The sequence below is a fragment of the Enterobacter cloacae complex sp. 370H10 genome (genome assembly GCF_050031535.1).
Taxonomy (GTDB): domain Bacteria; phylum Pseudomonadota; class Gammaproteobacteria; order Enterobacterales; family Enterobacteriaceae; genus Enterobacter; species Enterobacter intestinihominis.
Map to the genome: position 1 here is coordinate 5,030,809 of NZ_JBLGWG010000001.1, position 22,479 is coordinate 5,053,287.

17 protein-coding genes are annotated in these 22,479 nt (G+C 57.2%); 12 read left to right on the forward strand and 5 right to left on the reverse strand.

What is annotated here, in order from left to right:
* The 5 genes from argE (at position 1) to gldA (ending at position 6,884) form a co-directional block, all read left to right on the forward strand.
* The gene (argE, locus tag ACQG2Q_RS24775; RefSeq protein WP_015569956.1) at positions 1 to 1,152 is read left to right on the forward strand and encodes an acetylornithine deacetylase; all 1,152 of its coding nucleotides are present in this window, start codon (positions 1 to 3) and stop codon (positions 1,150 to 1,152) included.
* 306 nt (positions 1,153 to 1,458) lie between these two features.
* Positions 1,459 to 4,110, forward strand: coding sequence for a phosphoenolpyruvate carboxylase (ppc, locus tag ACQG2Q_RS24780; RefSeq protein ID WP_022649787.1), 2,652 nt, complete (start codon positions 1,459 to 1,461; stop codon positions 4,108 to 4,110).
* Positions 4,111 to 4,212: 102 nt separating this feature from the next.
* Positions 4,213 to 4,977 carry a helix-turn-helix transcriptional regulator gene (locus tag ACQG2Q_RS24785; RefSeq protein ID WP_023298892.1) on the forward strand — a complete coding sequence of 255 codons (765 nt, stop codon included), beginning with the start codon at positions 4,213 to 4,215 and terminating at the stop codon, positions 4,975 to 4,977.
* Between the two features lie 128 nt (positions 4,978 to 5,105).
* Positions 5,106 to 5,768, forward strand: coding sequence for a fructose-6-phosphate aldolase (gene fsa / locus ACQG2Q_RS24790; RefSeq protein WP_038416924.1), 663 nt, complete (start codon positions 5,106 to 5,108; stop codon positions 5,766 to 5,768).
* A 12-nt stretch (positions 5,769 to 5,780) separates the two neighbouring features.
* A complete protein-coding gene (gldA, locus tag ACQG2Q_RS24795) occupies positions 5,781 to 6,884 on the forward strand; it encodes a bifunctional L-1,2-propanediol dehydrogenase/glycerol dehydrogenase (protein ID WP_023298894.1) in 1,104 nt (367 codons plus the stop codon).
* A 91-nt stretch (positions 6,885 to 6,975) separates the two neighbouring features.
* Here the strand turns inward: gldA and katG are convergent, their stop codons facing one another.
* From katG to metB, 4 genes are all read right to left on the reverse strand, one after another.
* Positions 6,976 to 9,156, reverse strand: coding sequence for a catalase/peroxidase HPI (gene katG / locus ACQG2Q_RS24800; protein WP_023298895.1), 2,181 nt, complete (start codon positions 9,154 to 9,156; stop codon positions 6,976 to 6,978).
* A 144-nt stretch (positions 9,157 to 9,300) separates the two neighbouring features.
* Entirely contained in the window at positions 9,301 to 10,191 is an 891-nt protein-coding gene (gene metF / locus ACQG2Q_RS24805) for a methylenetetrahydrofolate reductase (RefSeq protein WP_022649792.1), read from the reverse strand.
* 270 nt (positions 10,192 to 10,461) lie between these two features.
* Entirely contained in the window at positions 10,462 to 12,894 is a 2,433-nt protein-coding gene (locus tag ACQG2Q_RS24810) for a bifunctional aspartate kinase/homoserine dehydrogenase II (RefSeq protein WP_023298896.1), read from the reverse strand.
* Between the two features lie 2 nt (positions 12,895 to 12,896).
* A complete protein-coding gene (metB, locus tag ACQG2Q_RS24815; RefSeq protein WP_017383102.1) occupies positions 12,897 to 14,057 on the reverse strand; it encodes a cystathionine gamma-synthase in 1,161 nt (386 codons plus the stop codon).
* 275 nt (positions 14,058 to 14,332) lie between these two features.
* On the opposite strand from metB, the gene metJ reads away from it, so the two are divergent.
* Positions 14,333 to 14,650: a met regulon transcriptional regulator MetJ gene (metJ, locus tag ACQG2Q_RS24820; RefSeq protein WP_006179183.1), complete on the forward strand. Its 318-nt coding sequence runs from the start codon at positions 14,333 to 14,335 to the stop codon at positions 14,648 to 14,650.
* 48 nt (positions 14,651 to 14,698) lie between these two features.
* Here metJ and rpmE read toward each other — a convergent pair whose 3' ends face one another.
* On the reverse strand, positions 14,699 to 14,911 hold the full coding sequence (rpmE, locus tag ACQG2Q_RS24825) for a 50S ribosomal protein L31 (protein WP_003862040.1): 213 nt from the start codon (positions 14,909 to 14,911) through the stop codon (positions 14,699 to 14,701).
* A 200-nt stretch (positions 14,912 to 15,111) separates the two neighbouring features.
* On the opposite strand from rpmE, the gene priA reads away from it, so the two are divergent.
* The 6 genes from priA (at position 15,112) to menA (ending at position 22,471) form a co-directional block, all read left to right on the forward strand.
* Positions 15,112 to 17,307 (forward strand): primosomal protein N', encoded by a 2,196-nt coding sequence (priA, locus tag ACQG2Q_RS24830; protein WP_063850088.1) that lies wholly within the window; start codon positions 15,112 to 15,114, stop codon positions 17,305 to 17,307.
* A 119-nt stretch (positions 17,308 to 17,426) separates the two neighbouring features.
* Positions 17,427 to 18,452: a DNA-binding transcriptional regulator CytR gene (cytR, locus tag ACQG2Q_RS24835; RefSeq protein WP_022649794.1), complete on the forward strand. Its 1,026-nt coding sequence runs from the start codon at positions 17,427 to 17,429 to the stop codon at positions 18,450 to 18,452.
* 92 nt (positions 18,453 to 18,544) lie between these two features.
* Positions 18,545 to 19,513 carry a cell division protein FtsN gene (ftsN, locus tag ACQG2Q_RS24840; RefSeq protein WP_017383099.1) on the forward strand — a complete coding sequence of 323 codons (969 nt, stop codon included), beginning with the start codon at positions 18,545 to 18,547 and terminating at the stop codon, positions 19,511 to 19,513.
* Positions 19,514 to 19,607: 94 nt separating this feature from the next.
* On the forward strand, positions 19,608 to 20,138 hold the full coding sequence (gene hslV, locus ACQG2Q_RS24845; protein WP_022649795.1) for an ATP-dependent protease subunit HslV: 531 nt from the start codon (positions 19,608 to 19,610) through the stop codon (positions 20,136 to 20,138).
* Between the two features lie 9 nt (positions 20,139 to 20,147).
* Positions 20,148 to 21,482, forward strand: coding sequence for an HslU--HslV peptidase ATPase subunit (gene hslU, locus ACQG2Q_RS24850; RefSeq protein ID WP_022649796.1), 1,335 nt, complete (start codon positions 20,148 to 20,150; stop codon positions 21,480 to 21,482).
* A gap of 62 nt (positions 21,483 to 21,544) precedes the next feature.
* Entirely contained in the window at positions 21,545 to 22,471 is a 927-nt protein-coding gene (gene menA, locus ACQG2Q_RS24855; RefSeq protein ID WP_088581795.1) for a 1,4-dihydroxy-2-naphthoate polyprenyltransferase, read from the forward strand.
* Positions 22,472 to 22,479: the final 8 nt, after the last annotated feature.

Sequence of the window (22,479 nt, forward strand, 5' to 3'; positions counted from 1 at the left end):
ATGAAAATGAACTTACCGCCATTTATCGAGATTTACCGCGCCCTGATTGCCACACCTTCCATCAGCGCAACGGAAGAAGCGCTGGATCAGAGCAATGAGTCTTTAATCAATCTGCTGGCGGGTTGGTTTAGCGATCTTGGGTTTAACGTTGAGGTTCAGCCCGTCCCCGGAACACGTCACAAATTTAACCTGCTCGCCAGCACCGGACATGGCGCTGGCGGCCTGCTGCTGGCTGGTCACACTGACACCGTGCCGTTTGACGATGGCCGCTGGACCCGCGATCCGTTCACCCTGACAGAGCACGACAACAAGCTCTACGGTCTCGGCACGGCGGACATGAAAGGCTTCTTTGCTTTTATCCTCGACGCGCTGCGTGACGTGGACGTGACAACGCTGAAAAAGCCGCTCTACATTCTGGCGACCGCCGATGAAGAGACCAGCATGGCGGGCGCACGGTATTTCTCTGAAAACACGTCGATTCGCCCGGACTGCGCGATCATCGGTGAACCTACCTCTCTGCAACCGATTCGGGCGCACAAAGGCCATATTTCTACCGCAGTGCGCGTGCTGGGCCAGTCTGGTCACTCTAGCGATCCGGCGCGCGGCGTGAACGCCATTGAGCTGATGCATGACGCGATTGGCCGCATCATGACCCTGCGCGACGATCTGAAAGAGCGCTATCACTACGAGGCGTTCACCGTGCCGTATCCGACGCTGAACCTCGGCAGCCTGCACGGCGGTGATGCGTCCAACCGTATCTGCGCCTGCTGCGAACTGCATATGGATATCCGTCCTCTGCCGGGTATGACGCTGAGCGATCTGGATGGCTTACTGAACGAAGCGCTGGCCCCGGTCAGCGAGCGCTGGCCGGGACGTCTGACGGTCTCCGAACTGCATCCGCCGATTCCAGGCTACGAATGCCCGCCTGACCACCAGCTGGTTCAGGTGGTGGAAAAACTGCTCGGAGAGAAAACCGACGTGGTGAACTACTGCACCGAAGCGCCGTTTATTCAGACCCTGTGCCCGACGCTGGTTCTGGGCCCTGGCTCCATCAACCAGGCCCACCAGCCGGACGAATATCTCGAAACCCGCTTCATCAAGCCCACCCGCGAACTCATTACCCAGGTTGTGCATCACTTCTGCTGGCATTAAAACGGCCCCTCACCCTGCCCTCTCCCCAAAGGGGAGAGGGTATTCAAGTTCCCTCTCCCCTTTGGGGAGAGGGTTAGGGTGAGGGGAGTAAATCCCGCGATCTCCGTCACATTCCCATAAGCATCTCTTATCTGACGCAATACGAATTAAATTTCGTAAATTGCCCGCATTTATTCATCTGCTGAACCGTTTTCGCAGCAATTGACGACGGGGGTTTTACGTGGCTTTATAAAGGGAGGTGACAAAATAATGTCCAGAAAATTTTCGCCTGGGCATAAACAAAAATGATGGGGTGACTGGGTTTTTATGAACGAACAATATTCCGCGTTGCGTAGTAATGTCAGTATGCTCGGCAAAGTGCTTGGAGATACCATCAAAGATGCGTTGGGGGAGAACATCCTCGACCGTGTTGAAACCATCCGCAAGCTGTCCAAATCTTCCCGCGCCGGTAACGAGGCCAATCGTCAGGAGCTGCTCACCACCTTGCAGAACCTCTCTAATGATGAGCTACTGCCCGTTGCCCGCGCCTTCAGCCAGTTTCTGAACCTGGCAAACACCGCTGAGCAATACCACAGCATTTCGCCAAAAGGCGAAGCGGCCAGCAACCCGGAAGTCATTGCCCGCACCCTTCGTAAACTCAAAGACCAGCCCAACCTCAACGAAGCGACCATCAAAAAAGCGGTAGAATCCCTTTCGCTGGAGCTGGTGCTGACCGCACACCCAACCGAAATCACGCGTCGTACGCTGATCCACAAAATGGTGGAAGTGAACAACTGTCTGAAGCAGTTGGATAACAAAGACATTGCCGACTACGAACGTAACCAGCTTATGCGCCGCCTGCGCCAGCTGATTGCTCAGTCCTGGCACACCGATGAAATTCGTAAGCATCGCCCAAGCCCGGTCGACGAAGCCAAATGGGGCTTTGCGGTGGTGGAAAACAGCCTGTGGGAAGGGGTGCCAAACTACCTGCGCGAGCTGAACGAACAGCTGGAAGAAAATCTGGGCTATCGCCTGCCGGTCGACTTTGTGCCGGTTCGCTTCACTTCCTGGATGGGCGGCGACCGCGACGGCAACCCGAACGTGACGGCGGAAATCACCCGTCACGTCCTGCTGCTGAGCCGCTGGAAAGCAACCGACCTGTTCCTGAAAGATATTCAGGTGCTGATCTCCGAGCTGTCGATGGTAGAAGCGACGCCGGAACTGCGCGCGCTGGCCGGTGAAGAAGGCGCCAGTGAGCCGTACCGTTTCCTGATGAAAAAACTGCGCGGTCAGCTGATGGCCACGCAGGCCTGGCTGGAAGCGCGCCTGAAAGGCCAGCGCCTGCCGAAGCCGGAAGGTCTGCTGAGCCAGAACGAACAGCTCTGGGAACCGCTGTACGCCTGTTATAAATCGCTTCAGGCCTGCGGGATGGGCATCATTGCCAATGGCGAACTGCTCGACACCCTGCGCCGCGTGAAGTGTTTCGGCGTGCCGCTGGTGCGTATCGACGTCCGTCAGGAAAGCACCCGTCATACCGAAGCGCTGGGCGAGCTGACCCGCTATCTCGGCATTGGCGACTATGAAAGCTGGTCCGAAGCCGACAAACAGGCGTTCCTGATCCGCGAGCTGAACTCCAAGCGCCCGCTGCTGCCGCGCAATTGGGAGCCAAGCAATGACACCCGCGAAGTGCTCAACACCTGTAAAGCGATCGTGGATGCCCCGAAAGGATCGGTGGCCGCCTATGTGATCTCCATGGCGAAAACCCCGTCCGACGTGCTGGGCGTTCACCTTCTGCTGAAAGAAGCGGGCATCGACTACGCTCTGCCGGTAGCACCGCTGTTTGAGACTCTCGACGACCTGAACAACGCCAACGACGTGATGACCCAGTTGCTGAACATCGACTGGTATCGCGGCTTTATTCAGGGCAAGCAGATGGTGATGATTGGCTATTCCGACTCCGCGAAAGATGCGGGCGTGATGGCAGCCTCCTGGGCGCAGTATCAGGCGCAGGATGCGCTAATTAAAACCTGCGAAAAAGCCGGTATTGAACTGACCCTGTTCCATGGACGCGGCGGCTCCATTGGTCGTGGCGGTGCGCCTGCACACGCGGCGCTGCTCTCCCAACCACCAGGAAGCCTGAAAGGCGGACTGCGCGTGACCGAGCAGGGCGAGATGATCCGCTTCAAGTACGGCCTGCCGGAAGTGACCATCAGCAGCCTGTCGCTCTATACCAGTGCGATCCTGGAAGCCAACCTGCTGCCGCCGCCGGAGCCAAAAGAATCCTGGTGCCGGATTATGGACGAGCTGTCTGACATCTCCTGCGATCTGTATCGCGGCTACGTGCGTGAAAACAAAGACTTTGTGCCTTACTTCCGCTCAGCCACGCCTGAGCAGGAGCTGGGTAAACTGCCGCTCGGCTCGCGCCCGGCCAAGCGTCGTCCTACTGGCGGCGTTGAATCCCTGCGCGCCATTCCGTGGATCTTTGCCTGGACGCAAAACCGTCTGATGCTGCCAGCCTGGCTGGGTGCCGGTGCGGCGCTGCAAAAAGTGGTGGAAGACGGTAAGCAGAGCGAACTGGAAACCATGTGCCGCGACTGGCCATTCTTCTCTACCCGTCTGGGCATGCTGGAGATGGTCTTCTCGAAAGCCGACCTGTGGCTGGCGGAATACTACGATCAGCGTCTGGTGAAACCCGAGCTGTGGGCGCTGGGTAAAGAGCTACGCGAGCTGCTGGAAGGCGACATCAAAGTGGTGCTGGATATCGCTAACGACTCCCACCTGATGGAAGACCTGCCGTGGATCGCCGAGTCTATCCAACTGCGTAACATCTACACCGACCCGCTGAACGTTTTACAGGCTGAACTGCTGCACCGTTCGCGTCTGGCGGAAGAGGAAGGTAAAGAGCCGGATCCGCGCGTTGAACAGGCGCTGATGGTGACGATTGCGGGCGTTGCGGCGGGGATGCGTAACACCGGTTGATCGGTTTTGCCGGGTGGCGCTTACGCTTACCCGGCCTACAATAGGCTTTTCGTAGGCCCGGCAAGCGCCAGCGCCGCCGGGCAATACCCTGGTATCCACACCATGCACCACGATATCCCCCACATCCTGAATGACCTGATCAACGGCACCTTGCCGCTGCGTCAGGTGCATTTCCCCCCTTCGGCTAAACCGCTCCCCCGAACGTCACCTTGCCTCGTGCTTAGCTTTGATACGGCCTGCGAAGCGTTATTTTTTTCATCCGGTAATATTCCGCTTCAACCCGCCTTTTCGCTCAACATCAGCTTCGGCAAGCAACAACTGACTCTTCAGCTCGAGCGCGACAACACGCTTTTGCAACAGCAACAGGTTGCCAGACGCGGGCCGCGAGTGGGCGCATTCCTTTTGCAGACGCTCGCTGAATTGCAAATGCAGCCAGACGATCGGGAAACGGCCAGACTGGTGGTATTAAGTTTGCTCAGCCACTGTCGCGATCTGCTGGGCAGCGATATCCATACCGCCAGCCGCAGCCGTGCATTATTTGAAGCGATTCGTCACTACATCGAAGAACATCACGCCTCTGCACTGACCCGTGAATCGGTGGCGCAGGCGTTTTATATTTCACCGAACTACCTTTCTCATCTTTTTCAAAAAACAGGCAGCGTGGGGTTCAACGAATATCTTACGCAAACACGCCTAGAGCACGCGCGTCAGCTTCTTAAAGGCTACGAGTTTAAAATCAAAGATATCGCTGCAAGCTGCGGATTTACGGACAGTAACTACTTTTGCCGTCTCTTTCGCAAGCACACTGAACGTTCCCCTTCCGAATATCGACGCCAGTATCACAGCCAGCTGATCGCCAAAAAGTAGCATTGTGATCGCTCTCTCACTTCGCCAGGGACATTACATTTATCCAGTATTTGGCAAAATTGACCTGTATTCGCCGCGACTGGGTGCGCCGTATCCTTTATTCAACCTTTCTGACTTAAGGAAAAATAATGGAACTGTACCTGGATACTGCCAACGTGGCAGAAGTTGAACGCCTGGCGCGCATTTTTCCCATTGCGGGCGTGACCACCAACCCAAGCATCGTAGCCGCCAGCGGCGAATCTGTCTGGGAGGTGTTGCCGCGCCTGCAGCAGGCTATCGGCCCGGAGGGCAGGCTGTTTGCCCAAACCATGAGCCGCGACGCCGAAGGAATGGTGGCGGAAGCAAAACGGCTGAACAATGCCCTGCCGGACATCGTGGTAAAAATTCCCGTCACTGCACAGGGGCTCATCGCGATTAAAACGCTGAAGAAAGAGGGAATTACCACGCTGGGAACCGCCGTTTACAGCGCCGCTCAGGGGTTACTGGCCGCGCTGGCAGGAGCGAAATATGTCGCACCGTATGTAAACCGCGTCGATGCGCAGGGCGGTGACGGAATTCGCACGGTACAGGAACTGCAATCCCTGCTGGAACAGCATGCGCCAGAGAGCATGGTGCTGGCTGCCAGCTTTAAAACGCCGCGCCAGGCGCTGGATTGCCTGTTGGCAGGATGTGAGGCAATTACGCTTCCCTTAGACGTAGCGCAACAAATGCTCGGCACGCCAGCGGTAGAGTCAGCCATAGAGAAGTTTGAGCAGGACTGGAAAAACGCGTTTGGTAACCTCAACCTCTAAGGGAGAAATGTTATGGACCGTATCATTCAATCGCCGGGGAAGTACATCCAGGGCGCTGATGTTCTCACTCGTCTCGGCGACTACCTGAAGCCGCTGGCGGCTCGCTGGCTGGTGGTAGGCGATAAATTTGTGCTGGGTTTTGCCGAAGAAACCCTGCGTCAGAGTTTTAAAAAAGCCGGACTCCATGCCGAAATTGCACCGTTTGGCGGCGAATGTTCGCAAAATGAAATCGATCGCCTGAAAAAACTGGCCGACAGTACCGACTGCCTGGCGGTGCTGGGTATCGGGGGCGGAAAAACGCTGGATACCGCCAAAGCGCTGGCGCACTTTATGGACGTGCCGGTGGCTATTGCCCCGACCATTGCCTCCACCGATGCGCCGTGCAGTGCCCTTTCCGTGATTTATACCGACAGCGGCGAGTTCGATCGCTACCTGATGCTGCCGCACAACCCGAACATGGTGATTGTCGATACCAGGGTGGTGGCGGGCGCACCTGCGCGCCTGCTGGCCGCCGGGATTGGCGATGCCCTGGCAACCTGGTTTGAAGCGCGCGCCTGTTCGCGTAGCGGCGCCACGACCATGGCGGGTGGCAAGTGCACGCAGGCAGCGTTAGCGCTGGCTGAACTGTGCTACAACACGCTGGTTGAAGAGGGCGAGAAAGCGATGCTGGCGGCGGAACAACACGTGGTGACGCCTGCTCTGGAACGCATTATTGAAGCCAACACCTATCTGAGCGGCGTGGGCTTTGAAAGTGGCGGGCTGGCGGCGGCACACGCCATTCACAATGGCATGACGGCGGTGCCGGATGCGCACCATTTCTACCACGGTGAAAAAGTGGCATTTGGTACGCTGACGCAACTGGTACTGGAGAACGCGCCGGTAGAAGAAATCGAAACCGTTGCGGCGCTGTGCCATAGCGTCGGGCTGCCAATTACGCTGGCGCAGCTGAATATCAAAGAGGATATTCCGGCTAAAATGCGGCTGATCGCGGAGGCGTCCTGTGCCGAAGGGGAAACCATTCACAACATGCCTGGCGGCGTAACGCCGGATCAGGTCTATGCGGCGCTGCTGGTGGCGGACCAGTATGGACAGCGATTCTTGCAGGAGTGGGAGTAATAGAAAAACCGGGTGGCGCTGCGCTTACCCGGCCTACATGGCACTTTAATTTGTAGGCCGGGTAAGGCGTAGCCGCCACCCGGCACAAGGGTTACTTCACGTCAAACCGATCCAAATCCATCACTCGCGCCCATGCGGCAACGAAGTCGCGGACAAACTTCTCTTGTGCATCGCTGCTGGCGTAAACTTCGGCCAGCGCGCGGAGGACAGCGTTGGAACCGAAGACCAGATCGGCGCGGGTGGCGGTATATTTCACTTCCCCGCTGGCGCGATCGCTACCGGCAAACAGCTCGTTTGAGTCGTCGGTCGCTTTCCACTGGGTGTTCATATCCAGCAGATTGACGAAGAAGTCGTTGCTCAGCACGCCCTCGCGGTTAGTAAACACGCCATTCTTGCTGCCATCGAAGTTTGCACCCAGTACGCGCAAACCGCCGATCAACACCGTCAGTTCCGGCGCGGTCAGGGTCAACTGCTGGGCTTTGTCGATCAGCAGCGACTCCGTGGTGGACACATCCACCTGCGCGCGATAGTTACGGAAACCGTCGGCAATCGGTTCGAGCAGGTTAAACATCTCGATATCCGTCTGATCCTGACGCGCATCCACACGACCTGGAGTGAACGGTACGTTGACGTAAACGCCTGCCGCTTTCGCCGCCTGCTCAACGCCCACGACACCCGCCAGCACAATGATATCGGCCAGTGACGCTTTGTTGGTGGTGCGCTGGATCGCTTCCAGAGCCGGTAATGCCCGCACCGCCGCGGCGTTAACGTCCCAGTCGCGCTGAGGTGCCAGCGCCAGACGCGCGCCGTTAGCGCCGCCACGCTTGTCGCCGCCGCGGAAGGTCGATGCCGACGCCCAGGCCACGGAAACCAGCTCGCTCACGGAGAGACCCGAGGCCGCGATTTCCGCTTTCAGGCTTTCAATATCTTCCTGCGTCGGATGGAACACCGGCTGAGGCAGCGGATCCTGCCAAATCAGATCTTCTTTCGGTACTTCCGGGCCGATGTACCGCGCTTTTGGCCCCATATCGCGGTGGGTCAGCTTGAACCACGCGCGCGCAAAGGCTTCGTTGAAGGCCTGCGGATCGTTCAGGAAACGACGGGAAATTTTCTCGAATTCCGGATCAAAACGCAGCGTCAGGTCGGTGACCAGCATGGTTGGCTTGCGTTTTTTCGACGGGTCGAACGGGTCAGGCATAATTTCCGGCGCATCCACGGCTTCAAACTGAATTGCGCCCGCCGGGCTACGCGTCTGCACCCATTCGTATTTGAACAGGTTCTCGAAGAAATAGTTGCTCCACTGGGTTGGGGTTTGAGACCAGATAACTTCCAGCCCGGAGGTGATGGCGTCAGCGCCAATACCGGTGCCGTGCGTGCTGGCCCAGCCCAGGCCCTGCGCTTCAATAGGCGACGCTTCAGGGTCAGTGCCCACGTGCGTGGCTTCGCCTGCACCGTGCGTTTTACCGAGCGTATGGCCGCCTGCAATAAGCGCAACGGTCTCTTCGTCATTCATGCCCATGTTGCCAAAGGTAGCGCGGATCGCCGCCGCCGCAGACAGCGGTTCACCACTGGCGTTTGGCCCTTCCGGGTTAACGTAAATCAGGCCCATTTCTGTGGCGGCCAGCGGGCGCTTCGCCAGCGCTTCCGGGTCACGGTGAGTCAGCCAGGCTTTTTCATCGCCCCAGTTCACGTCCAGATCCGGTTCCCAGACGTCTTCACGCCCGGCACCGAAACCAAAGGTGCGGAAGCCGGAGTTCTCCAGCGCCACGTTACCCGCGAGGATAAACAGGTCGGCCCAGGAGATTTTTTGTCCGTATTTTTGCTTAATTGGCCACAGCAGACGGCGAGCCTTATCCAGGCTGACGTTGTCAGGCCAGGAGTTCAGCGGCGCAAAACGCTGCTGACCGCGACCGGCACCGCCGCGACCATCAACGGAGCGATAGGTACCCGCACCGTGCCAGGCCATACGGATAAACAGGCCCGCATAGCTGCCCCAGTCGGCAGGCCACCACGGTTGTGAGTCGGTTAACAGTGCTTTGAGATCGCCCTTAAGGGCGGAATAGTCGAGCTTACTGAATTCTTTGCGGTAGTCGAAGTCTTCACCCAGAGGGTTTGAACGGCTGGAGTGTTGATTAAGTAAATCGATGCGGAGTTGTTTAGGCCACCACTCTTTGCTGCCGGTACCTGCACCCGCGCTGTGATCGACGCCGCCCTGGTGGAACGGACATTTGCCGGCGGATGCCGCGTTATTGGTCTCGTCTGACATGCTCATCGCTATGCTCCCTTTACAGTGTTACCGTTACGATATACACCACTAGCGATAAGAGATAGTTGAATTAATCCACAGATTCGATAGCTAATACCTTTTAACTTTCTGTTCGAGTAAAAAACCCTCACTTTATGAGGGATTTTTACTTTATAACGCCGGGCGGACACCCAGCGTATGGCAAATGGCGTAACTCATCTCCGCGCGGTTAAGCGTATAGAAGTGGAAATCCTTCACCCCTTCACGGCTTAAAATCTTCACCATATCCATCGCGATATTGGCCCCCACCAGCTTGCGTGTTTCCGGGTCATCGTCCAAACCTTCGTACATTTTGGACATCCACAGCGGAATGCGCACGTTGGTCATATCCGCGAATTTCTTCGCCTGTTTGAAGTTCGAGACCGGCAGAATGCCAGGGATGATTTCGACATCAATACCCGCCGAGACGCAGCGGTCGCGAAAGCGTAAATAGCTTTCCACATCAAAGAAGAACTGAGTAATGGCGCGATTGGCACCTGCGTCCACCTTACGCTTCAGGTTAAGCAGATCCGCCTGGGCGCTTTTCGCTTCCGGGTGAACTTCCGGGTAAGCGGCAACGGAAATATCAAAGTCAGCAACGTCTTTCAGCAGGGCAACCAGATCGGTGGCGTACATGTCCGGCTTACCGCTCCCCGGCGGCAGGTCGCCGCGCAGGGCAACGATATGACGAATGCCGTTGTTCCAGTAGTCCTGAGCAATCGCGCGCAGTTCATCAGGGGTGGCGTCGATACAGGTGAGGTGCGGTGCCGCTTCCAGACCGGTTCGGTCTTTAATGCCCTTAATGATGCTGTGCGTGCGGTCACGCTCACCGGAGTTGGCGCCGTAGGTCACGGAGACGAACTTCGGCTTCAGGCTGCTCAGGCGATCGATAGAGCTCCACAGGGTTTGCTCCATTTCACTGGTGCGCGGCGGGAAAAATTCAAAAGAGACGTTAATCTGGCCGTTTACTTCGGCCAGGCTCTGATTCAGGGCTTCCCGCTGGTTGGCGTGAAAAAAGCTCATACCTTACCTCTATCTTTCGCGTGTCATTGTTTGTTGTGTTGTGAACTTCTATACGTTTAGACGTCCAGATGTAAAAATGACGGAAAAGCGGGATGACGTCAACAGAAATAATCAACATTAACGGTGAGGTTTGTTCAGGGAAGATGAAGGGGATTCATGATGGGGGGTGAGAAGGCCCCTCACCCCAGCCCTCTCCCCAAAGGGGCGAGGGGGGAAAGACCGCACCGAGCAGTCCCCTCTCCCCTAAGGGGAGAGGGTTAGGGTGAGGGGTTACAGTAGCTTAGCCAGGCGATTAATGTCGGACTGAATGGCTCCGGCGGTCACATCGCGCCCCGCACCCGGGCCACGGATCACCAGCGGGTTATCGCGGTACCAGCGGCTTTCGATGGCGAAGACGTTATCGCACGGCAGCAGCGCCGCCAGCGGATGTTCAGGACGTACCGCCTCCACGCCCACGCGCGCTTTACCGTTCGCCTCGAAGCGCGCCACGTAACGCAGCACCAGGCCCATCTCGTTTGCCGCTTCCAGACGTTGCACCATCTGCTCGTTCAGCTCGTCGCCGTTCTCAAAGAAGTGATCGACAGATCCTTCCTCGCAGCCCGCAGGCACCAGAGACTCAACGCGAACCTGGCCAGGCTCAATGTCGTAGCCCGCTTCACGCGCCAGGATCACTAGCTTGCGCATCACGTCTTTACCGGCAAGGTCGACGCGCGGATCCGGCTCGGTTAAGCCCTGCTGCCACGCCTGATCCACCAGGTCGGTGAACGGCACGGTACCGTCAAATTGCAGGAACAGCCAGGAGAGCGTGCCGGAGAAGATCCCGCTCAGCGCCAGAATGCTGTCGCCGCTATCAATCAGATCGCGCACGGTATGGTTAACCGGCAGACCTGCGCCAACGGTGGCGTTATACAGCCAGTGACGACCCGTTTTTTCGAACGCGTCGTGGATCTGGCGATATTTATCAGTGCTGCTCGCGCCTGCCAGCTTGTTGGCGCTGATGACGTGGAACCCGTGGCTGGCAAAATCCAGATACTGATCGGCCAGTTGCTCGCTGGCGGTAACGTCCAGCACCACCAGATCGTCGTACGGGTGCGCGCGCATCCACAGGAACAGCGACTCTTCGTCCTGCTCAACCGCTTCATCGTTAAAGAAGGCCAGCGCCCGACTGGCGTCCAGCCCTTCGTAGTTCAACAGGCTGCGGCGGCTGTCCACCACGCCTGCCAGAATAAACTCAAATCCGGTACGCGCCGAAAGCGTCACCTGCTCGCGGGCGAACAGCTCCAGCCAGCGGGAACCGATGTTCCCTTTCCCGAACAGTACCAGGCCGATGCGTTTTTCCGCGCGGAACAGGGAGGTGTGCAGGCCCTGAATCAGGCTTTCGGTTGGCCCCTTGCGCAGAACGGCAACCAGGCTGATGCCCTCTTCCGACTGCCAGGTGAACTCCACCGGCTGCCCTTTCAGCTGCTGCCAGAAGCGGTGGCAGTGCAGCGGGTTACGGGTGACGCCCGCGCCCACCATTGCCACCAGCGCCAGTCCCTGACGCAGGCGAAGCTCGCCCGGCAGTCCCGCTTCATCCAGAATCTTCAGGGCGCTGTCCACCACTTCAGCGGTATAGCAGAACTGCAACAGCTGGCGATCGTTATGCACGCCAACGGCCAGCGGACGCACCTGGGCACGTTTCAGGATGGTGTCGATATCTTTGTGCGCCAGTTTGAAATCCTGGCCCGCAGGTACCTGGAACTCAATCAGGCAGATGTCATCGTGGCTGGTGACAATGCGCGCGCCCGTACCGGATGCCAGCACGCGCTCGATGCGAGTGGAACCCTGATCCGGCGTGTAGCTACAGCGTAGTTGCAGGTCGATGTCGCTGCCGGAAACCGGCTGTAGCGTGCGCGCGTGCAGCACTGGTGCCGCCAGACGCGCCAGCTCGCTCGCTTCGTCGAGACGCAGCAGCGGCAGCAGGCAGGCATCTTTTACTTTGCGCGGGTCCGCGCTGTAGACACCGGCCACGTCGCTCCAGATGGTGACGCGGGACACGCCCGCCAGGGCGCCAATCTGCGTTGCCGAGTAGTCAGAGCCGTTACGGCCCAGCAGTACGGTTTCACCTGCGTTGCTGCGACTGATAAAGCCGGTCACTACAATACGTTTACCCGGATGTTGCACCAGCAGCTGTTGCAGCAGCGGGTAGGACAACCCTTCGTCTACCTGCGGCTGTGCGGCGCGTTCGGCACGCAGGAAATCACGCGCGTCGAGCCAGGCGGCTTCCACGCCAAGATGTTGCAGCACGGCGGCCATCAGGCGCGCAGACCACACTTCACCATGGCCAACCACTTCCGCATACACCGCATCGGTAATGCCGCTGTCCAGCAGAGCTGCCAGACGCTCAAGGTCGTGAGTAAAGGCGCTTATCAGCCCGTCCGCCACGTCCGCAGGCAGCAAACCGGCAATCAGTTCACTCTGGTAACGACGTAAGGACTGTTGCACCTGATGCGCAGAGAGGCGATCGGTCTGGCTCAGTTTCAGCCAGCTAATCAGCTGGTTGGTGGTGCTGCCCGCCGCAGAGACAACCATCATGTCCCCCGGCTGTGAATACTCGGTCATGATCCCTGCGACACGCAGATAACATTTCACATCAGCAAGACTACTACCACCAAACTTGTGCAGCTGACGACCCTTCGCCCCTGCCTGCGCTATCACACTCATGATTACCCCTTGGCTGCGACCCGGAAGCCATTTTCCAGATCGGCAATTAAATCTTCAGAATCTTCAATACCGGTCGAGATACGCAGCAGCGTCTCGGAAATCCCGGCGGCGGCACGTGCTTCGGGTGCCATACCTGCGTGCGTCATGGTTGCGGCGTGGGAGATCAAGCTTTCTACTCCCCCTAAGGATTCCGCCAGCGTAAACAATGACAACCCGCTCAGGAAGCGACGCAGCGTTTGCTCGTCACCGTCCAGTTCAAAACTTAACATCGCGCCAAATCCTTTCTGTTGGCGCGCGGCAATCTCGTGCCCCTGGTTTTCCGGCAGCGACGGGTGATAAAGCTTCTTCACCAGCGGCTGGGTTTTCAGGAAATCCACGATCGCCTGGGCATTACGCTGCGCCACGTCCATACGCGGTGACAGGGTGCGGATACCGCGCAGCAGCAAATAGCTGTCGAACGCGCCCGCGGTGACGCCAATGTTATTGGCCCACCATGCCAGTTCAGTGACAACATCAGGATCTTTGGCAATCACCACACCCGCTACCACGTCAGAATGGCCGTTCAGATATTTCGTGCATGAATGCAACACCAGATCGGCACCCAGTGCCAGTGGGTTCTGAAGGGCCGGACTGAGGAACGTATTATCCACTACACTTATCGCTCCCGCATCCCTTGCGAGCTGACAAATTTTCGCAATATCGACTACGCGCAACAATGGATTGCTTGGACTTTCCACCAGAACCAGCTTCGGCTGTTCGGCTAACGCCTGTTTCAGCGCCTGTTCGTCGTTTTGATCGACAAACAACACGCGGTAGCAGCCACGTTTCGCCAGGCTATCAAACAGACGATAGCTGCCGCCGTAGCAGTCGTGCGGCGCCACCAGCAGATCGCCAGGTTTCAGGAACACCGTGGTTACCAGGTGAATGGCAGACATGCCGGTATTGGTTAATACCGCCCCTGCGCCGCCTTCCAGTTCCGCCAGCGCGCGCTGGGTAACGTCACGCGTAGGATTGCCGCGACGCGAGTAGTCATGCGCGCGAGGTTCATTAAATCCGGTGAAATTATAGGTGCTGGAGAGATGAATTGGCGGGACAACGCAGCCGTACTGCTCGTCATCATTCAATCCGCTACGCACTGCGATGGTGGCCTGTTTACGCGTCATGGTGAGGCTTCCTGGCGAATGAGGTGAAAAGTCAGGCACCAGAGTAAACATTGAAAGTATGGACGTCAATACATCTGGACATCTAAACTTCTTTGCGTATAGATTGAGCAATGCGCAAATAGCCGTTAAAATTATATGCTTTAGGACACGCTACAGCGGCAATATCCGTGCCTCGGTATCGTCTCTACGGTAAACTACGAAAGATTACGGTTCAAAACTGATGGTTACCGGTTTTGCACCTTTAGATTAATGACTGAGAGGATTAAAGGTATCTCATGGCTGAATGGAGCGGCGAATATATCAGCCCATACGCTGAGCACGGTAAGAAGAGTGAGCAAGTCAAGAAAATCACGGTGTCCATTCCTCTGAAGGTGTTGAAGATCCTCACCGATGAACGTACGCGTCGTCAGGTGAACAACCTGCGTCACGCCACCAATAGCGAACTGCTGTGCGAAGCGTTCCTGCATGCGTTTACCGGCCAACCGTTGCCGAACGATGACGATCTGCGCAAAGAGCGCAGTGACGAAATTCCAGAAGAGGCGAAGGTGATCATGCGTGAACTGGGTATCGACCCGGATACGTGGGAATACTGATAAGCGGATACAAAAAAGGCACCTTGCGGTGCCTTTTTTTCGGGAAACTTATTTAGCGCCCGGGATGCTGAAACGCTTGTTGAAGCGGTCAACACGGCCACCGGTTGCAACATCACGCTGCTTACCAGTGTAGAACGGGTGGCATTTGCCGCACACGTCCAGGTTCAGATCGTGACCCACGGTAGAGCGGATCTGGATAGAGTTACCGCAAGAGCAGTTTGCAGTAATCATTTCGTATTTCGGGTGAATATCTTTTTTCATGGGAGAACCTCAGTTAAGGCCGCGTCGCTCTTCCAGCCCTAACGCCAGACACCACGCGATGTTGAATGTAAGTTCTTTGGCGTAAAGTACACCAAAGGCGGCGAATCATACAGAATTTAACCAACGTATGCAAACTGATCCGCACGCCGCTTTCACTAATGTGTATACTAACGCGCCACTTTTCAAGTCAGGAAGATTCGATGCCCGTCGCTCACGTTGCCCTGCCCGTTCCGCTTCCCCGCACCTTTGACTACCTGCTGCCCGACAGCATGAGCGCCAAAGCGGGCTGTCGCGTGACCGTGCCGTTCGGTAAACAGCAGCGCGTGGGGATCGTCGTCTCCGTCAGCGATAAAAGCGAGCTGCCGCTTACCGAGCTGAAATCGATCGTTGAAGTGCTGGACGATGAACCTGTTTACTCTCACAGCACCTGGCGACTGCTGTTGTGGGCGGCAGATTATTATCACCATCCTATTGGCGACGTATTGTTCCACGCCCTGCCGATTATGCTGCGTCAGGGTAAGCGCGCCAGCCATGCGCCAATGTGGTACTGGTTTGCCACCGAGCAGGGTCAGGCGGTCGACATTAACAGCCTGAAGCGCTCGCAAAAACAACAGCAGGCGTTGGCCGCGCTACGCCAGGGGAAAATCTGGCGCCATCAGGTCGACGAGCTCGAGGTGAGCGAAACCGCGTTGCAGGCATTAAGGAAGAAAGGGCTGAGCGAGCTGGCCAGCGAAGCACCTGCCCTTCACGACTGGCGCGACGGCTTTTCCGTCTCGGGCGATCGCCTGCGTCTGAATACCGAACAGGCCACCGCCGTGGGCGCGATTCACAGCGCCGCCGATCGTTTCTCCGCCTGGCTGCTGGCGGGCGTCACTGGCTCCGGTAAAACCGAAGTGTATCTAAGCGTACTGGAAAATGTGCTCGCGCAGGGTAAACAGGCGCTGGTAATGGTGCCGGAAATCGGCCTGACGCCGCAAACCATCGCCCGTTTCCGTGAACGCTTTAATGCGCCCGTTGAGGTTCTGCACTCCGGCCTGAACGACAGCGAGCGCCTCAGCGCCTGGCTGAAAGCGAAAAACGGCGAAGCGGCGATTGTGATTGGCACCCGTTCCTCACTCTTTACGCCGTTTAAAAATCTCGGCGTTATCGTGATCGATGAAGAGCATGACAGCTCCTATAAACAGCAGGAAGGCTGGCGCTATCACGCCCGCGACTTAGCCGTGTACCGCGCCCACAGCGAGCAAATCCCCATTATTCTGGGGTCCGCCACCCCCGCGCTTGAAACGCTGCACAACGTTCGCCAGCGTAAATACCACATGCTGCGCCTGACGCGCCGCGCGGGGAATGCCCGTCCGGCCATTCAGCATGTGCTGGATCTGAAAGGCCAACAGGTGCAGGCCGGGTTAGCGCCTGCGCTGATTAGCCGCATGCGCCAACATTTGCAGGCGGGCAACCAGGTGATCCTGTTTCTGAACCGCCGCGGCTTCGCGCCTGCGTTGCTGTGCCACGACTGCAGCTGGATTGCCGAGTGCCCGCGCTGCGATCACTACTACACCTTCCACCAGGCTCAGCGCCATTTACGCTGCCACCACTGCGACAGCCAGCGTCCGGTACCCCGTCAGTGCCCGTCCTGCGGCTCAACGCACATCGTGCCGGTGGGTCTGGGGACGGAGCAGCTCGAACAGGCGCTGGCACCGTTCTTCCCTGATGTGCCCATTTCGCGTATCGACAGGGACACCACCAGCCGCAAAGGGGCACTGGAGCAGCAGCTGGCGGAAGTGCATCGCGGCGGCGCGCGCATCCTGATTGGCACTCAAATGCTGGCGAAAGGGCATCACTTCCCGGACGTGACGCTGGTCGCCCTGCTGGACGTCGACGGCGCGCTGTTCTCCGCGGATTTTCGCTCCGCCGAGCGTTTCGCACAGCTTTATACCCAGGTTGCTGGTCGCGCCGGTCGAGCGGGTAAGCAGGGCGAAGTAGTGCTGCAAACGCACCATCCTGAGCACCCGCTGCTGCAAACGCTGCTGCACAAAGGCTATGACGCCTTCGCCGACCAGGCGCTGGCCGAACGTCAGACGATGCAGCTTCCTCCGTGGACCAGCCACGTCATCATCCGTGCGGAAGATCATAACAACCAGCAGGCGCCGCTATTCCTGCAACAGCTGAGAAATCTCCTGCAGGCCAGCCCACTGGTGGATAATCAGCTGTGGATTTTAGGCCCGGTACCCGCGCTCGCCCCGAAACGCGGCGGCCGTTTCCGCTGGCAACTCTTACTTCAGCACCCTTCGCGTATCCGTTTACAGCAGATCGTCAGCGGCACGCTGGCGCTGATTAATACCCTGCCGGAAGCACGAAAAGTGAAGTGGGTTCTGGACGTCGATCCGATTGAAGGCTGAAGACGGATCGAAAAATTTAATGCGCCTCACACTTTTTATGAAAATTCTGTAACCGATTCCATTAACTATCTGTAAAAATGGTGCGGTCCGCAGTTCGGTGTTCAGGCGAGGAGAAGACGTTGAAGTCCAGGAAAGAGGTTGCCTCGGCGACCATGAAAGACGTTGCCGAGAAAGCACAAGTCTCAACAGCAACCGTGTCCCGCGCATTGATGAACCCTGACAAAGTCTCCCAGGCGACCCGAAACCGGGTTGAAAAGGCGGCGCTTGAGGTCGGTTATTTCCCGCAAGCCATGGGGCGCAACGTTAAACGCAACGAATCCCGCACCATCCTGGTGATCGTGCCGGACATCTGCGATCCCTTCTTCAGCGAAATCATCCGCGGCATTGAGGTCACGGCCGCCGCCCAGGGCTATCTGGTGCTGATTGGTGATTGTGCCCACCAGAACCAGCAGGAAAAAACGTTCATCGACCTGATCATCACCAAGCAGATTGATGGCATGCTGCTGCTTGGCTCACGCCTGCCGTTTGATGCCAGCATTGAAGAACAGCGCAATTTACCGCCAATGGTCATGGCGAACGAATTCGCGCCGGAGCTGGAGCTGCCGACCGTTCATATCGATAACCTCACCGCCGCGTTCAACGCCGTGAACTATCTTCAGGAGCTGGGGCATAAGCGTATCGGTTGTATTGCCGGACCAGAAGAGATGCCGCTGTGTCATTACCGGTTGCAGGGCTACGTTCAGGCGCTTCGCCGTACCGGGGCTGTTGTCGATCCGCACTACATTGCGCGCGGTGATTTCACCTTTGAAGCGGGCGGGCAGGCGCTGGAAAAATTGCTTGCCTTGCCAGAACCGCCTACCGCGGTCTTCTGCCACAGCGACGTGATGGCGCTGGGGGCGTTATCCTACGCCAAACGTCACGGCCTGCGCGTGCCAAAGGACCTGTCGATAATCGGTTTTGATAATATTTCGCTTTCGGAGTTTTGCGATCCGCCGCTTTCGACTGTTTCGCAGCCGCGGTATGACATTGGCCGGGAAGCGATGCTGCTTTTGCTGGATCAGTTGCACGGTCAAACAGTTAGCAGTGGGTCACGACTACTGGATTGTGAGCTGATTGTGCGCGGCTCTACCCAGGCATTAACTTAAAGTAAATACCTTTCGACACCCTTATCTGGTCAAAGCCCCGTCGCTTAAGTAACATGGCGGGCTGACGAACGAATAAATACAGCGAAACGATAGTGGCACAACGAGATTATGTACGTCGCGGCCAGCCGGCACCTTCGCGACGCAAAAAGAGTAGTTCAAAAAGCAAGCAACGTAGCCTGTCTGCTGTCTCCCCAGCCATGGTCGCCATTGCTGCGGCTGTGCTGGTGGCCTTTATTGGCGGCCTCTACTTCATTACGCATCATAAAAAAGAAGAGTCTGAAGCCCTTCAGGGTAACAAGGTCGTCGGCAACGGCCTTCCTCCGAAGCCTGAAGAGCGCTGGCGTTACATTAAAGAACTGGAAAGCCGCCAGCCTGGCGTACGTGCGCCTACCGAGCCTTCTGCCGGGGGTGAAGTGAAGAATGCCGATCAGCTGACGGACGAACAGCGCCAGTTGCTCGCTCAGATGCAGGCGGACATGCGCCAGCAGCCTACGCAGCTGAACGAAGTACCGTGGAACGAACAAACCCCGGCGCAGCGTCAGCAAACGTTGCAGCGCCAGCGTCAGGCACAGCAGCAAACGCAACAGCAGCAGTGGACGCAGACGCAGCCGGTACAACAGCCGCGTACACAACCGCAGCAGCAGACGCGTACCGTACAAACGCAGCCTGTTCAGCAGCAGCCGAAAGCCCAGCCGCAGAAGCAAACAGCACAGCCGTATCAGGATCTGTTGCAGACGCCTGCACATACCACTGCGCAACAGCCAAAAACGCAGCAGGCTGCGCCGGTCACTAAAGAGACCGAGGCACCAAAGCAGACGGCTGAGAAAAAAGATGAACGCCGCTGGATGGTTCAGTGCGGTTCGTTTAAAGGCGCTGAGCAGGCAGAAACGGTGCGAGCTCAGCTGGCATTTGAAGGATTTGACTCACGCATTACCACCAATAACGGCTGGAATCGCGTGGTGATTGGACCGGTCAAAGGCAAAGAAAACGCAGACGGCACCATTTCCCGTTTGAAAGTGGCTGGCCACACAAACTGCATTCGACTCGCCTCCGGGGGTTGAAACCCCCAAAATCCCCCCCATCTATCATTTAATTCAGCCCTGAGCACAGGCTCAGGGCTTCTGTTTCCCGAATCTGTAACCAGGGGGTCTGCTCGTGACAACAATAGTAAGTGTACGCCGTAACGGCCAGGTGGTAATTGCCGGTGATGGCCAGGCCACGCTGGGTAATACCGTCATGAAAGGCAACGTGAAGAAAGTACGTCGTCTTTATAACGACAAAGTGATCGCCGGTTTCGCAGGCGGCACGGCTGATGCCTTCACGCTGTTTGAACTGTTTGAACGCAAACTGGAAATGCATCAGGGACATCTGGTGAAAGCCGCCGTTGAGCTGGCAAAAGACTGGCGTACCGACCGCATGCTACGCAAGCTCGAAGCGCTGCTGGCCGTTGCTGACGAAAACGCCTCGCTGATCATCACCGGTAACGGCGACGTGGTTCAGCCTGAAAACGACCTGATTGCCATCGGCTCTGGCGGCCCGTACGCCCAGGCCGCAGCCCGTGCGCTGTTGGAAAATACCGACATGAACGCGCGCGATATCGCGGTGAAAGCGTTGGATATTGCAGGTGATATCTGCATCTATACCAACCACAATCACACCATCGAAGAATTGACCTCCAAAGCGTAAGGATCGCCCATGTCTGAAATGACCCCACGCGAAATTGTCAGCGAACTGAACAAACACATTATCGGCCAGGACAACGCCAAGCGCTCCGTGGCTATCGCACTACGTAACCGCTGGCGTCGCATGCAGCTCGACGAAGAGCTCCGCCATGAAGTGACGCCAAAAAATATTCTGATGATCGGCCCGACCGGGGTGGGTAAAACCGAAATCGCTCGTCGTCTGGCCAAACTGGCTAACGCGCCGTTCATCAAAGTTGAAGCCACCAAGTTCACCGAAGTGGGCTATGTGGGTAAAGAAGTGGACTCCATCATCCGCGACCTGACCGATTCAGCGATTAAGATGGTGCGTGTCCAGGCGATTGAGAAAAACCGCTATCGCGCCGAAGAGATGGCCGAAGAGCGTATTCTCGACGTGCTGATCCCACCGGCAAAAAATAACTGGGGACAGGCTGAACAGCAGCCTGAACCTTCTGCTGCGCGTCAGGCATTCCGCAAAAAACTGCGCGAAGGCGAGCTGGACGACAAAGAGATTGAGATCGATCTCGCTGCCGCGCCAATGGGCGTTGAAATCATGGCCCCTCCGGGCATGGAAGAGATGACCAGCCAGTTGCAGTCCATGTTCCAGAACCTGGGCGGGCAGAAACAGAAAGCGCGTAAGCTGAAAATCAAAGACGCGATGAAGCTGCTGATTGAAGAAGAAGCCGCGAAGCTGGTTAACCCGGAAGAGCTGAAACAGGACGCTATCGACGCGGTTGAGCAGCACGGTATCGTGTTTATCGACGAAATCGACAAAATCTGTAAGCGCGGCGGCAACAGCTCCGGCCCGGATGTTTCCCGCGAAGGCGTTCAGCGCGACCTGCTGCCGCTGGTGGAAGGTTGCACCGTCTCTACCAAGCACGGCATGGTGAAAACTGACCACATTCTGTTTATCGCGTCAGGTGCGTTTCAGGTTGCCAGCCCATCCGATCTCATTCCGGAACTGCAGGGTCGTCTGCCAATCCGCGTTGAGCTGCAGGCGCTGACCACTGAAGATTTCGAACGTATCCTGACTGAGCCAAACGCTTCTGTGACCGTACAGTACAAAGCGTTGATGGCGACCGAAGGCGTGAATATCGAGTTCACCGACGATGGGATCAAACGCATCGCTCAGGCCGCATGGCAGGTCAACGAAACCACCGAAAACATCGGTGCGCGTCGTCTGCACACCGTGCTGGAACGCCTGGTGGAAGATATCTCTTACGATGCGAGCGACCTTAACGGTCAAACCATTACCATTGACGCAGAGTATGTGGGCAAACACCTGGATGCGTTAGTGGCAGATGAAGATCTGAGCCGTTTTATTCTATAATCGCGTTCAATGCATTTTCATCACTGTTGATGGGGGCTATGGCCCCCATTTTTATTGGCTAAATAACTATGACTGATATCAGCCGTACGCAGGCGTGGCTCGAAAGTCTGCGTCCAAAAACGCTTCCTCTGGCTTTTGCCGCCATTATCGTCGGTACCGCACTTGCCTGGTGGCAGGGGCATTTCGATCCCCTGGTGGCTGGTCTGGCGCTTGTCACCGCCGGGCTACTGCAAATCCTCTCTAATCTCGCCAATGATTACGGCGATGCGGTAAAAGGCAGCGATAAACCTGATCGTATCGGGCCGCTGCGCGGGATGCAAAAAGGGGTGATTACCCAGGCACAGATGAAGCGGGCGCTGATTATCACCGTGGTGTTGATTTGCCTGTCCGGCCTGGCGCTGGTGACGGTCGCCTCGAAAACCACCAGCGATTTCATTGGCTTCCTGGTGCTGGGCTTGCTCGCCATTATTGCAGCAATTACCTATACCGTCGGGACGCGTCCTTACGGGTATATTGGTCTGGGCGACATCTCCGTACTGGTGTTCTTCGGCTGGCTGAGCGTCATGGGAAGCTGGTACTTGCAGGCGCATACGGTGATCCCCGCTCTGTTCCTGCCCGCGACCGCCTGCGGTCTGCTGGCGACGGCGGTGCTGAATATCAATAACCTGCGCGACATCGACAGCGACCGTGAGAACGGTAAGAACACGCTGGCCGTGCGTCTGGGCCCGGTGAATGCCCGCCGCTATCACGCCTGCCTGCTCATCGGCGCGCTGGTCTGCCTGGCGCTGTTCAATCTGATCTCTCTGCACAGCCTGTGGGGCTGGCTGTTTGTGCTCGCCGCACCGCTGCTGGTTAAGCAGGCCCGCTATGTCATGCGTGAACTCAGCCCGGCTGCCATGCCGCCGATGCTGGAGCGCACGGTAAAAGGCGCGTTGCTGACTAACCTGCTGTTCGTCATCGGGATTGTCTTAAGCCAGACGCTGAGTTAGCTGACAAA